Genomic DNA, 12,982 nt, shown 5'->3' on the forward strand with positions numbered 1-12,982 from the left:
TATGGAGAAAAAATCTAATAAAACTTTAAAATCTTTTTTAACCATAGTAATTTCGCTTGCTTTTGCAGGCTTTTTTTTGTGGTTAGCGTTGAGAGGATTAGACTTTAAAGTCATTCAGAAATCTTTAGCGAAAGCCAATTACCTTTGGGTTGCTTTTGCCGCTGTGTTTGCACTTTTAGCTTATTGGTTCAGAGCAATTCGATGGAATTTATTGTTGGAACCGATGGGACATAAAATCTCAAGCTCAAATGCGCTTTGGTCTCTGTCTTTTGGTTATTTGATGAATTTGACCATTCCGAGAAGTGGTGAAGTGGCAAGAGCAACTGCTTTATATGGTGTTGAAAAAGTTCCTGTTGATAAATCTTTTGGAACAATTATTCTGGAAAGAGTAGTCGATTTGATTTGTATGTTTGGATTTTTAGGATTGACCCTAATCTTTAAATATGAAGCAATACTGGCTTTTTATAAAAATTCAGGGATAAATGTTAATCCAAATAAAATACTTTTAGTTGTTGCAGGATTGGCTGTTGCAGGCGTTTTATTTTTTGTTTTTAAAAATAAATTTGTTAACGTTCCTGTTCTGGGCAAAATTATTGGTTTTATTGATGGTATTATTCAAGGTCTTACCTCGATTTTCAAACTGAAAGAAAAAGGAAAGTTCATTATATATACATTAGGAATCTGGATCTCTTATTACTTTGTAGCGTATTTGGTATGTTTTGCATTACCTGAAACTTCAGATTTTACTTTTGCTGACGGATTTTTCATCATTGTTGTAGGAACTTTAGGAATGATAATTCCTGCAAGTGGCGGAATTGGAGCCTTTAATTTGGCAATGAAGTACGGTTTTATGGCATTATTCCTTGCGATGGGCAAAAGTGCTGAGTTTGGTGGCGAAATGGGATTGACGTATTCATTTATCTCGCTTCCGTTACAGATTGTCGTTATGTTGGTGATGGGATTAATTTCTATTCCGATGTTGGCAAAAGCACGTAATAATATAATAGAAAAATAATCTTATTCATTTTAAAATATAGAAATCCTGTTTCAGTTGAAGCAGGATTTTTTTTTGCTTAATTTTTTTTTCAAATATTAAAAAAACTTTAAAACTGTATGACTTTTTATCATTAATTTGGTTAATTCAAAAATCAAATCTATCTTAAGGGAAAAATTATATTTATAGATTATGGCAATTAATTTACAGAAAGGTCAAAAAATAGAATTAGGACTTACAAAAATGACAATCGGATTGGGATGGGATCCAAATGAAGGTACCGGTCATGCATTCGATTTAGATGCTTCAGCAATTATGATTGATTCAGACAGAAAGCTTGTTGGTGACGAGTATTTTGTTTTTTATAATAACTTAAATTCTCCAGACGGAGCTTTACAACATACAGGAGATGATCCCGATGGAAAAAGCAGCGATGGAGACGATGATGAAGCAATTGTTATTGATCTTGAAAAAGTAGATCCAAGAGTGGAAGAAATTCTGTTTGTGGTAACAATTGAAGACTTTGAAAGAAGAAAGCAAAACTTTGGAATGGTAAGAAATTCTTACATCAGAGTTGTGGATAATAACAATCATCAGGAAATTGCAAAATATGAGCTTGATGAAGATTTTTCTATTGAAACAGGTGTAGAATTCGGACGTCTTTACAAAAGAAACGGAAGCTGGAAATTTGAAGCTTCAGGTATCGGTTACAGAGCAGATCTTGGTTTCTTTTTAGAGAAATATTATAAAGGTCAAATCATCAAATAAAAAAACATAATTAAATAGCGTAAATCCAAGACTTTTAATCTTTGCTGAGTAGAACGCTTTTGCGTCCTTAAAAACATTTAGTAGAGAAAAAATCTTTGCACCTTTTGCGTTAAAATAAATACTACAAAAAAAAAGAAACCAAAATAAAATTTAAAACAACACAAAAAAGATATTAAAAATGGCAATTAATTTACAAAAAGGTCAAACTATTGATTTAAGAAAAAACGACCGTGGAGAAAGTGTTTATGATCTGTCTAAGGTAACAATTGGTTTAGGATGGGATGTTCGTAAACAGGGAGGTTTTTTCGGAAAAATGTTCAGCAAAGAAGCGGAGTATGATTTAGATGCAGTTGCATTTCTTCTTGATGGAAACGGAAAAGTTGCCAATTTAGGAAGAACCGTTCAGACCAATGACGGAAGGCAAATGGGACTTTATCAGGGAGACGTTATTTACTTCAACTCAATGCAACATCCAAGCGGACATATTTGGTTAACAGGAGATAACAGAACCGGAGCCGGAGATGGTGATGATGAACAAATTATTGTAAAATTAGAACAGCTTGATGAGCGTTATCAGAAAATTATTTTTGTGGTAACGATTTACATGGGTAGAAAGAATAACCAGCATTTCGGGATGATCGATAATGCATTTATCCGTGCGGTTGATGCAAGAGGAAAAGAAATTACAAAATACAGTCTTTCGGGCGACGCAAGTATGAACGGAATGTGTTCTATGGTTTTTGCGGAAGCTTACAGACACAATGGTGACTGGAAATTCCGTGCTTTAGGAGAACCCAACCATACCGATAGTTTTGTAGATATTCTTAAAAACTATTCTTACTAATTAATCAAAGTTTTTATAAAAAATATTCCATCAAAATTGATTTTCTTTAATATTTAAGAGAACTTAATTTTGATGGATTTTAAAATTTTTAATTAAATCTTTCAAATAATACTGTCGCAAAATGAACAGAAGATTATTAGCGTATTTTCTGCTGGATACTTCCGGCTCGATGAATGGTGAACCCATTCAGGCGCTGAACAATGGTTTCAACGGATTAATAAGTGCGCTTCGTTCAGATCCGCAAGCGATGGATACATTGTATTTAAGTGTCACAACTTTCGATCGTGAAGTAAAAAATATTATTCCGATGGTTGATCTGGCAAGTTTTCATCCGATGGAAATTACGTGTCCCGATAGTGGTCCTACTCATACAGGAGCTGCTTTGGAACTGGTTTCTGCACTGCTTCAGGTGGATTTAATAAAAGGTTCAACAGAAGTAAAAGGTGACTGGAAACCGCTTCTTTTTATTTTTACCGACGGAAAACCTTCAGATATTCAAAAATACAGACAGATGATTCCTATAATCAAAAATATGGATTTTGGGGTGATTGTAGGATGTGCTGCAGGTCCAAAAGCTGATGAAAGTTTCCTGAAAGAATTGACCGATAATGTCGTAAAACTCGATACAACCGATGCTGCAACCTTATCTTCATTTTTCAAATGGGTAAGTTCATCCATCACAATGGGTGGGAAATCTCAGGGAACAGGTGAAAGCATCAGTCTTCCGCCACCACCATCAGAATTAAATATTATTATTTAAAATCTGTCACTAAAAATTATAAAAAATCAAACCATTAAGATGATTTAAGAAGTTAAGTTTCATTAAGAAAAATCAAATAGCTTTTTTTAAAGCAAGTTGCTAAGAGCGAAGCTAAAACTTAATATTCTTAAATCCTTAATAGAACCTTAATGGTTAAATTTTAAATCTTCTAAAATTAAAAATGATGAGAAGACTTCCCATTTATTTTTTGGTAGATATTTCCGAATCGATGATTGGTGAACCGATTGATCAGGTTCAGGAAGGTATTTCAACCATTGTAAGAGAACTGAAAAAAGATCCGTATTCATTAGAAACAGTCTGGATTTCTGTTGTTGGTTTTGCAGGTGAAGCAGAAGTGATTACGCCGTTGCAGGATATTATTTCTTTTTATCCGCCTAAAATCCCTGTAGGAAGTGGAACTTCTTTGGCAAAAGGTCTCTTTAAAGTAATGGATTGTATCGATAAAGATATTGTAAAAACCACTTACGATAGAAAAGGTGACTGGAAACCTCTTGTTTTTCTTTTTACAGACGGAGTTCCTACTGATGACGCTCAAATCGCTATCGAAAAATGGAATAAAAACTATCACGGAAAATCAAACACGATTGCAATATCTATTGGTGATAATACCAATCATAAATTATTGGGCTCACTTTCAGATAACGTTTTATTATTTAATAACAATTCTGAAAATTCATACAAAGAATTTTTCAAATGGGTGACAGACTCTATTAAAACGACAAGCCAGAGTGTGACGGAAGCCAATAAAGAAGGAATTAATTTATCTAAAATCGATCACAGTATTTTAGAAAAAGTTGATCCCGAAGCTCAACAAAGATTTCCCGATAATAATTTTGTAGTGCTGAACGGAAAATGTTCAGAGTCAAAAAAATCGTACTTAATTAAATATAAAAAATCGTTTACCGATTCAGGTATTGCAGGAATGCAAACCCGATATTACCGACTGGAAGGAACGTACAGAATAGACGATGCTTCGTATTACCGACTTTCTTCGGCGCAGAAAAGCAGTCAGAAAATTTCGGTGGAAGAACTTCACGGTGCTCCTTCTTGTCCGCATTGTGCTAATCCGATTGCTTTGGCAACCTGTTCGTGTGGCGGAATTCATTGTTTAAAAGGCGAAGGTTACAATGAATGTCCATGGTGTGGAACCGGAGATTATTACGGATTCAGCAATGAAGGTTTTGACATCAACCGAACTTTAGGCTAAATGGAAAATATAATCAGGCAGATTTTGAAAAATCATGATATTCATGATCGTAAAATATTGGATAAAGTAGTTTCAAAGCTGTTGACTCAAACGGAAATTCAGACTCATGTACAGCTGATTATTGAAGCTCAGAACAAAATTATGCAGGAAGCAATGATTTATAAAGAAAGAGAAGAATTTGCCGACGCATTTTTTCCGATTACCAATGCACATTCCAAGAAGAAATATGAATTTATTTTTCCGATGGAACAGTTTCCGAATATCAGAATTAAAGACATTTCCGGTCTGGAATTGGCGGGTTTAAGCTTTGAAGAAAACAAGATTAAAGGAATACCTTTTGAAAGCGATACTTACGATTTAAAGATCGAATTTTTTCATATTCAAGACGAGCAAAACTCTGAATTTAAAAAAGCGCAGCTTTTCGTCAACGCAGATCCAAAAGATTTGTGGAAAAACATTCCTTCCGATAAAGAAGCGCCTTTTCACAAATCAGATGAAGCAAAGTTTAAAGGAAATTTTTCAGATAAAAAAATTGTGGTGTCTTCGCAAAGAGGTCGTTCTCATGCGCATGAAGGAAAATTCAGAGATGATGATTTTGCGGTAAATGATTTACCTAATTCCTGGAGTATTATTTCGGTTTCTGATGGAGCTGGTTCGGCACAATTAGCAAGATATGGCTCTGAACTGGCATCGCAATCAATCAACGATTATTTTAAAAATACAGAAGTTTTAACCAAGCTAGATATTCATCTCAATGAAATTTTCAATTTAGAGAATGAGAATTCTGAAGCGAAACAAAACATTATAAAAATTCTTTACGAAGGAGTTTCTGATACTTTTAAAACATTAAAAGATAAAGCAGAAGAACATTTTGTCATGCTAAAGGATTTACATTCTACTTTGATTTTTGCTTTGGTTAAAAAGTTTGATTATGGGTATATTATTTTAAGTTTTGGAGTAGGTGACTGTCCGATCAATCTGATTAATGAAGATTTTTCTGAGGTAAAATTGCTGAACACAATGGACGTCGGCGAATTTGGGGGCGGAACTCGTTTTATCACAATGAATGAAATTTTTGATGACACTATTTCTTCACGTTTCAAAATTACGCATGCTAAAGACTTTTCTAAATTGGTTTTAATGACGGATGGAATTTACGACCCGAAATTTATCACCGAAAATAAACTGGAAGACATAGAAAGCTGGAAAGTTTTTTTTGAAGATTTAAATGGTAAAAATGATGATGAAGCGAAAGTAGATTTTCAAAACGATGAAAACATTGATGAACAATTGCTTTCCTGGATGGATTTCTGGAGCAAAGGAAATCATGATGATCGTACTTTGGCGGTGATTTATTAGTCTCTTTAAATCTTTTTATTACTTTTTAACTAATTACTACAATTATTGTAAATGAATAAAAATATTTGGAACTTATATAAGAATTCCGAAAAAGGAAAAGAAGCCATTGATTTATTTACATTCGATACTGGAAAAGATGATTTAGAAATAAAGACAAAAAATATTTTTCAAAAGCTTAATCAGTACTTAGGAGGAGTTGATAGTGAAGATTATTTTATAGATAATTGTTTCTTAATAATTAATAGTATTGAATTTGATAATTTGCTTTTTACTGATAATAATGATACATCAGAATACTTCAAAAATCTTATTGATAATCTTGAAATTTTTTATGTTGAAGAGAATGATGCAGGAAAATTTGTAAGAGTAGAAAATCAAAAACCTATTATTCTTCAAAAAGATTATAAATCCTTTTGTTCAGTATTACCAGAAATATCACTTATATTATATTTTTACAGTGAGTTATTTTTTGTTCCAATATTATTTAGTGAAGAGTTTGATGTTTTTATAAAAATTCTTGATGTATTAAATATTCAAATGCCCGAGTTGCCTATAAAATCAGATAAAAAAGGAAGGCTTTTATTGTATAATGAGTTAAATAATAATATTAAACAATTTTCTAAAGAAAATGATTTGACAATTGAAGAAACCTGTGCTTGTATTTATGATTTTGCATTTTTGCTATTAGAAGCTAAACAAACTCAAAATGAATTACCAGAACCTACGAATATTTGGTTGACTGGTGGGAGTAAAGAGGATTATAAAATATTTCTAGAGAACCCAATTCAAGGAGAGAAATCTGTCTGGACTTGTAATGAAAATACCAAGCGAGGTGATATTATTGTAATGTATGTACTTTCACCACATAGTTGTATACAATCAATTTGGAGAGCAGATATTGACGGAGTTTATACACCTTTTAATTATTATAATAGCAGAACTAGAGCTACAAACGGTATACTCATTCCAAAGATAACTTTGGCTGAACTAAAAGCGGACTCATATTTTTCTTTATTACCAATTACTCGTAAAAATTTTCAAGGAGTAAATGGTGTTCATTTTTCGCCACAAGATTATAAAGAACTACAAAGATTATTAATTGAGAAAGGATTTGATATTTCTATTCTTCCACAATTATATAAACCCGATGTAGAATTTGATGTTAACATAAGAAATGAAAAAGATGTAGAGGATAAGCTTTTAATACCATTATTGGAAAAGTTAGGATATTCTGAGAATGATTGGGTAAGACAACTATCACAAAAGGCTGGAAGAAAAGAAAAAGTAATTCCAGATTTTGTATTTTTCCCAAAAGGAGAAACGTATTTTCAAAATTCTCCATTGGTTATTGAAGCTAAATTTAATATGAGTTCCAATATTGAAAAAACTAAATCTTATAATCAAGCATTGTCATATGCAAGAATTATGAAATCTTCTATTTTTGGTATTTGTGATAAAGACAGATTAATAATTTATAAAGAGAAGAACGGGCAGTTTGATAGGTTTACACCAATTTTTGAAAAGCATTGGTTGAACATTAATGAGGCAGAAGTATTTAGAATTCTTAAATTACTAATAGGGAGAGCAATAATAAATAAATTTTAAGTTACTGAATTTCATGAAAACGACCACTGTTTCCTCAATTTTAGACACTACAAAATCATATGAATACGTAGATGAAAACCCTGTAAAAGGAGGTGTGAAAGATGTTTATTTTTCACCTGACAGAAAATATGTGGTGGCTTTTTACAGAACACCTTTAGAAAACGAACAAAAGGAAAGAATTAAAAGAATCGTCTCTACGTATTTGGTGAATATTCAAAACGGAAACGCTTCAGATTATTATTTAGATGAGGTTTTCAGATGGCCTTACGATATTGTTCAGAAAAATAATTTAACGGGAATTGTTGTTCCTGTTTACAGTCAGAAATTTTTTTTTGCGAAAGGATATTTTGGTTCAGATAACATTGCAGGAAGTGATAAAGTGGGGAAGTGGTTCACCGCTCCGATGTTCAGAAACCAGCATTATCCGCTTCGTCTGGATAAATCTGAATTGGGAGACTGGTTAAGTTATTTCCAGATTGCGATCAACATCACACGTGGAATTAAAAAATTGCACCAGATGGGTTTGGCGCATTCAGATCTTTCTTATAATAATATTTTGGTTGATCCGGTGACGAAATCTGCCTGTATTATTGATATTGACGGATTGGTTGTTCCGAAATTGTTTCCGCCTGAAGTGATTGGAACAGCAGATTTTATCGCTCCCGAGGTTTTAAAAACGAAACATTTGCATCTGCATGATCCGGGAAGACAGCTTCCGAATCAGAAAACTGATCTTCATGCTCTGGCGGTGCTTATTTATATGTATCTTCTTCGTCGCCATCCTTTGAGAGGCGGAAAAATCTGGGATCTGGATTCTGAAAAAGATGAGATATTATCAATGGGAGAAAAAGCTCTTTTCGTAGAGCATCCAACCGATTTGACCAATAAAGTGCGAACTGAATATCTTAAAAAATGGGATGCTTTCTGGGGCGATCCGAATAAAATTCCTTACACCGTTACCGGACCTTATTTGTCTGAATTGTTTAGAAAAGCTTTTATTGACGGGCTTCATGATCCAATAAAAAGACCTTTGGCAAATGAATGGGAAACGGCTTTACTGAAAACAGTAGATTTAATTCAGCCTTGTCATAATCCTGAATGTAACGAGAAATGGTATGTTTTTGATAATACCCAAACTCCGAGATGTCCGTTCTGTGGAACTTCACACAAAGGAAGCTTGCCTGTTCTCGATTTGTATTTTAAATATGATGATGAGGTTTGGAAGCCTGAAAATCATCGATTAATGGTCTATCATAATCAATATTTATTCAAATGGCACGTTTCAAGAAAAATAATCCGCAATGAAAGTCTGACTTTCGAAGATAAAAAACCAGTCGGATACTTTACTTTTTATCAAGATAAATGGGTTTTGGTGAATCAGACTTTGACTTCTATGAAAGATTTAACCGAACAAAAAGAGATTCCGCCCAATTCAATGGTTGAATTGTCAGAAGGCAAAAAAATATTGCTTTCTAATGAAGAAGGCGGAAGAATTATTTATGTGACGATGGCGAATCAATAAATTTTTATTTCACTAAAAGAGATCTTTTAACTTTAAGAAATATCTTATCTTTTTTCCAATATATGATTTCTTGTAAACAATTTTAGATTCTCCACGAGGAAGTATTCCTATCATGTTTTTTTTATCCATTGAATCATAAAATTCTTGGGTTATTAAACCTGTGTTAATATAATATTCATATTCTTCTTTTAGTAAATTTGTTATAGAACCATTGATAAAATTATTTAAATCAATGATATTAGTTTTATTGATCGAATGTGATAATCTTATAAAATCATTATAATTCAAATTTTGATTGATAAACTCTTTGAACAAGATCCCAACATATTTTGCTTTTTCGCAATCGTCATTTTCATTAATTATAAATAATAATTTTTCGCCAACCTTTGTTTTATAGTTTGGATTATTATCTATTTTTTCAGTTTCTTTTTCTCTATCCGTTGAAGAAGTGTTTTCTAGTTCTTTTAAAAAAGTGAATATCTTTTTATAAAAAAGTTTTTCCTGAATTGTTGATACTAAGTTCTTTCCTTTAAAAAATAAACCAAAAATTGGAAGGTCTTTCACAAAACCATCTTCTAAAAATGAATCTAAAATAATTTCGTTTACATCAGATATTAAATCTGTGAAATTTTGAGTTTTAATTACTTCTATTATTTGAGTTTTCATTAATATCATTTAAATATAATATTGAAAGATATAAATCTTTTACACCAATTCAAAAAAATCTCTTTTCCCAATCTTAATTTTTGTCTCTTTTAAAAGCTTAATTTCTGCATTTGGATCATTGATTTTCATATTGTTAATCTGAATTCCGCCGCTTTCAATTAATCTTCTTATGAAAGATTTACTTTCGTTATTTTTCAAATGATGACAAAGCTCAATCAAGCTGATTTTTGATTGATTCGAAAATAAAGATTCAATAGAAATTGGTTCAAATACTTTCTCTTCAAAATTTTTGTTTTGAAACTGATTAATGAAAAACTGTTCAGCAATTTCAGCCGATTCTTCATTGTGGTATTGAGAAATAATATTTTTCGCAATGATTTTTTTAATGTTCATTGGGTTTTCACCATCAGAAATTCTCAATTTCAAATTTTGCTTTTCTGCATCTGAAAAATCTGTGGTCAAATCAATAAATTCATTGATCAGAGAATCAGGAATCGACATTGTTTTTCCAAACATTTCGTTCGGTTCGTCTGTTAATCCGATAATATTATTCAAAGATTTACTCATTTTTTCTTTTCCATCAAGTCCTTTTAATAAAGGCATGCACATCACAATTTGTGGTGATATGTGATGAGCTTCCTGCAATTGTCTTCCCATTGTACAATTAAAAAGCTGATCGGTTCCGCCCATTTCAATATCACATTCTATTTTTACGGAATCAAATCCCTGTAAAATTGGGTAAACCAATTCATGCATTGCAATTGGAGAGTTTTCGGTGAATCTTTTGTTGAAGTCATTTCTATGCATCAGTTGAGCTACTGTAACTTTTGACATCAACTGAATAACTTCTGAAAAATTCAGAGAATCTAACCAATCAGAATTAAAAACAATTTTCGTTTTTTCTACATCAATTACTTTTGAAAGCTGATTAATGTATGTTTCTGCATTATGCTGAACTTCTTCTTTGCTTAATGGTTTTCTAGCTTTGTTTTTCCCGGTCGGATCACCGATTCTTGCCGTAAAACTTCCGACAATGATGATGATTTGATGTCCCTGATCTTGAAACTGTTTCAGTTTTTTCAAAACAACAACATGTCCCAAATGTAAATCCGGAGCAGTGGGATCAAAACCGAGTTTGATGATGAGTTTTCTGTTTTCTTCTTTGGCTTGTTTTAATTTCTGTTCCAAACCGTTTTCTGGTAGAATAATTTCTACATTTTCTTTTAATGTGTGTATCATTTTGTTGTATTTTAAGCATAAAAAAGCCCTAACAAATCTGTTCGGGCTCATCAATATTTTTAATTTAAATTTTATTGAATTTTAGGTATAGAAATACTTCCCGAACGATAGAACGGGTAATAATAAGTACTGAAAAACGGTAAGCGTAAAATGCTGTTTAAGTGTTTCATTGTTTTGCAAAGATAAGAAGTTTAGATTTAATTGTATCTATTTTTATTACAGACAATCATTTTTCAGCTCGATCGGATTTTCAACACTTTTTAAAAACTCCTTGGTCTTTTTATCATAATTTTCACGGTATTTTTTATCATTCGTGTCTCCACCGCCAATGGTGTAGCTTGCCATCCAAGCATCATTATCTGAAGATGTTTGATAGTTGAAAATAGAGGATGGTAGCTTTTTGTATTCTTCCCAAATTTTATGAAATTTTCCAGAATTAAGCTTAATGGTATTGAAAACTCCGAAATTTCGTTCTGAAATGTCATTGGCTTCTTTGGTGATTGATCTCATTTCATATATAAATTCATTTTCCGAATCATTCATCTTTAAAATTAAACCAGCTAAACCAGAAAATTTATAAGGTCCATCCTGAATGGGAATGTCTGTAGAAAACCATGCAGTCCATTTTCTGCCACCAAATTCTGTGGTTGCTTTTTGAACAGAATATCCTAAGAATTTATCTTTCTCAGCATCTATTTTCCAGGCTATTTTACAATTGTTTTTTACAACGAAAAGTTTGTCTTGAAGCTGTTTTTCAAATTGAATTTCTCTGGTGGTGTAATTTTTAGAAATAACCTCATTAAATTTAGATTCACCATATTTAAAATCAAAAGACATACTTCCTTGTCCTGCTTTTTTAAAATTATTTACAACTGTGGTTTTGGCAGAATCACTTTTAAATTTAATGTAAGATAAGAATTCTGATGTTTTGTTTTCATTGATCAACAATGCAAAATCTTCATGCAAATATTCAGTTGCGTTTTTCTGAGGTTTCCATTTGAAATCATAAACTGCTTTGTAAGATTGAGCAGAGAAAATTCCAAATAAAAATAGTGCAGGAAAGCTTGATGTTATTTTCATAGTTAAGTGAATTTTATTGTCGCTAATATAAATTAAAAGCCCCGAAAATATTATTTTTCAGGGCTTTTTATTAAAAGATTAACTTTTTTATTTTCTCGGTTTTTCTACTCCAATCCATGCTTCACCTTCTCTTTTTACCTGGCTTAGGATGAATGTTTCAAAATCTTCTGTTTTGTATTCGATATTATCTTTATTTTGCTCAAAAGGCATAATGTAAAAGAAATCTTTATCTGTTTTATCAGCTTTAGTACCCTTTTTTACTGTAGGCATATATTTTCTTTCAAACTTATACTTCGGAAGATATTGCTTTACAGAAGCGTAAAATTTAGCATTGTCTTTTTCATTTGGAATGATGTCAACGATTTTAAATTTATCATTTTTCTTGTCAACCCAAAGATAATAGTTGGTCTCTTCTTTAGTTTTTTTGTTTAAAGAAGCGAACCCGAAAAATTCTTTAGGAACTAGTTGCTTGATTTTTTCAGCATCTACTTTTGTAAAATATTCTCCCTGAGAAGGATCTACATAGGTTTCCAAATTATAAAGCAAAACTGCATTATTCTGGAAATTTTTGTTTTTGAAGTATTGATCTAAAGATAATTCTGCTGTTTTTCTCAGTTCTTTTCCTCTGTCATCTAATTTTTTTGTAGGGTTTTGAGGGTTTACTTTCTTTACAAAGTTGTACAAAACAACAGGTTTTACATCAGCAAGATGAGGATATGTTTTAAGCTGCTCAGCTTTTACCAACCAATAATATTGTTGATAATAATCGTCTTTATCAACAGGTTTCACAGTTTTATAAGAAAGAGCTAGTTTTTTAGAATTGAGAACTTTTCCGTATTTACCTTGTCCGAAAGCTAAGCTTGTACACAGTAAAGCAAAAAAAATAGTAATGTTTCTTTTCATTTTACAACAGAGAT

The 12,982-nt window shown here is 31.8% G+C and carries 12 protein-coding genes; 8 read left to right on the plus strand and 4 right to left on the minus strand.

The window, feature by feature from the left end:
* Position 1: 1 nt before the first annotated feature.
* The 8 genes from FDY99_RS14730 (at position 2) to FDY99_RS14765 (ending at position 9,080) form a co-directional block, all read left to right on the plus strand.
* The gene (locus FDY99_RS14730) at positions 2–1,015 is read left to right on the plus strand and encodes a lysylphosphatidylglycerol synthase transmembrane domain-containing protein (RefSeq protein ID WP_139422515.1); all 1,014 of its coding nucleotides are present in this window, start codon (positions 2–4) and stop codon (positions 1,013–1,015) included.
* Between the two features lie 171 nt (positions 1,016–1,186).
* A complete protein-coding gene (locus FDY99_RS14735) occupies positions 1,187–1,762 on the plus strand; it encodes a TerD family protein (protein ID WP_102980898.1) in 576 nt (191 codons plus the stop codon).
* 178 nt (positions 1,763–1,940) lie between these two features.
* On the plus strand, positions 1,941–2,606 hold the full coding sequence (locus tag FDY99_RS14740; RefSeq protein WP_139422516.1) for a TerD family protein: 666 nt from the start codon (positions 1,941–1,943) through the stop codon (positions 2,604–2,606).
* 121 nt (positions 2,607–2,727) lie between these two features.
* On the plus strand, positions 2,728–3,366 hold the full coding sequence (locus tag FDY99_RS14745) for a vWA domain-containing protein (protein WP_139422518.1): 639 nt from the start codon (positions 2,728–2,730) through the stop codon (positions 3,364–3,366).
* Positions 3,367–3,547: 181 nt separating this feature from the next.
* A complete protein-coding gene (locus FDY99_RS14750) occupies positions 3,548–4,594 on the plus strand; it encodes a TerY-C metal binding domain-containing protein (protein ID WP_317129834.1) in 1,047 nt (348 codons plus the stop codon).
* A complete protein-coding gene (locus FDY99_RS14755; protein ID WP_139422520.1) occupies positions 4,595–5,953 on the plus strand; it encodes a PP2C family serine/threonine-protein phosphatase in 1,359 nt (452 codons plus the stop codon).
* 51 nt (positions 5,954–6,004) lie between these two features.
* On the plus strand, positions 6,005–7,558 hold the full coding sequence (locus FDY99_RS14760; protein WP_139422522.1) for a restriction endonuclease subunit R: 1,554 nt from the start codon (positions 6,005–6,007) through the stop codon (positions 7,556–7,558).
* A gap of 13 nt (positions 7,559–7,571) precedes the next feature.
* The gene (locus FDY99_RS14765) at positions 7,572–9,080 is read left to right on the plus strand and encodes a helix-hairpin-helix domain-containing protein (protein WP_139422524.1); all 1,509 of its coding nucleotides are present in this window, start codon (positions 7,572–7,574) and stop codon (positions 9,078–9,080) included.
* Between the two features lie 12 nt (positions 9,081–9,092).
* Here FDY99_RS14765 and FDY99_RS14770 read toward each other — a convergent pair whose 3' ends face one another.
* The 4 genes from FDY99_RS14770 to FDY99_RS14785 all read right to left on the minus strand — a co-directional run bounded on the left by FDY99_RS14770 (position 9,093) and on the right by FDY99_RS14785 (position 12,968).
* Positions 9,093–9,746 carry a hypothetical protein gene (locus tag FDY99_RS14770; protein ID WP_139422527.1) on the minus strand — a complete coding sequence of 218 codons (654 nt, stop codon included), beginning with the start codon at positions 9,744–9,746 and terminating at the stop codon, positions 9,093–9,095.
* A gap of 39 nt (positions 9,747–9,785) precedes the next feature.
* Positions 9,786–10,985, minus strand: a complete 1,200-nt coding sequence (gene tyrS, locus FDY99_RS14775) for a tyrosine--tRNA ligase (RefSeq protein WP_139422529.1) — start codon at positions 10,983–10,985, stop codon at positions 9,786–9,788.
* Between the two features lie 216 nt (positions 10,986–11,201).
* Positions 11,202–12,065, minus strand: coding sequence for a GLPGLI family protein (locus FDY99_RS14780; RefSeq protein WP_139422531.1), 864 nt, complete (start codon positions 12,063–12,065; stop codon positions 11,202–11,204).
* A gap of 87 nt (positions 12,066–12,152) precedes the next feature.
* Positions 12,153–12,968 carry a hypothetical protein gene (locus tag FDY99_RS14785; RefSeq protein ID WP_139422533.1) on the minus strand — a complete coding sequence of 272 codons (816 nt, stop codon included), beginning with the start codon at positions 12,966–12,968 and terminating at the stop codon, positions 12,153–12,155.
* Between the last annotated feature and the right edge of the window lie 14 nt (positions 12,969–12,982).

The sequence above is a fragment of the Chryseobacterium mulctrae genome (assembly GCF_006175945.1).
Classification (GTDB): domain Bacteria; phylum Bacteroidota; class Bacteroidia; order Flavobacteriales; family Weeksellaceae; genus Chryseobacterium; species Chryseobacterium mulctrae.

Coding starts and splice junctions, on each gene's coding strand:
- FDY99_RS14730 (WP_139422515.1), top strand. CDS start 2: ATGGAGAAAAAATCTAATAAAACTTTAAAATCTTTTTTAACCATAGTA.
- FDY99_RS14735 (WP_102980898.1), top strand. CDS start 1,187: ATGGCAATTAATTTACAGAAAGGTCAAAAAATAGAATTAGGACTTACA.
- FDY99_RS14740 (WP_139422516.1), top strand. CDS start 1,941: ATGGCAATTAATTTACAAAAAGGTCAAACTATTGATTTAAGAAAAAAC.
- FDY99_RS14745 (WP_139422518.1), top strand. CDS start 2,728: ATGAACAGAAGATTATTAGCGTATTTTCTGCTGGATACTTCCGGCTCG.
- FDY99_RS14750 (WP_317129834.1), top strand. CDS start 3,548: ATGATGAGAAGACTTCCCATTTATTTTTTGGTAGATATTTCCGAATCG.
- FDY99_RS14755 (WP_139422520.1), top strand. CDS start 4,595: ATGGAAAATATAATCAGGCAGATTTTGAAAAATCATGATATTCATGAT.
- FDY99_RS14760 (WP_139422522.1), top strand. CDS start 6,005: ATGAATAAAAATATTTGGAACTTATATAAGAATTCCGAAAAAGGAAAA.
- FDY99_RS14765 (WP_139422524.1), top strand. CDS start 7,572: ATGAAAACGACCACTGTTTCCTCAATTTTAGACACTACAAAATCATAT.
- FDY99_RS14770 (WP_139422527.1), bottom strand. CDS start 9,746: ATGAAAACTCAAATAATAGAAGTAATTAAAACTCAAAATTTCACAGAT.
- tyrS (WP_139422529.1), bottom strand. CDS start 10,985: ATGATACACACATTAAAAGAAAATGTAGAAATTATTCTACCAGAAAAC.
- FDY99_RS14780 (WP_139422531.1), bottom strand. CDS start 12,065: ATGAAAATAACATCAAGCTTTCCTGCACTATTTTTATTTGGAATTTTC.
- FDY99_RS14785 (WP_139422533.1), bottom strand. CDS start 12,968: ATGAAAAGAAACATTACTATTTTTTTTGCTTTACTGTGTACAAGCTTA.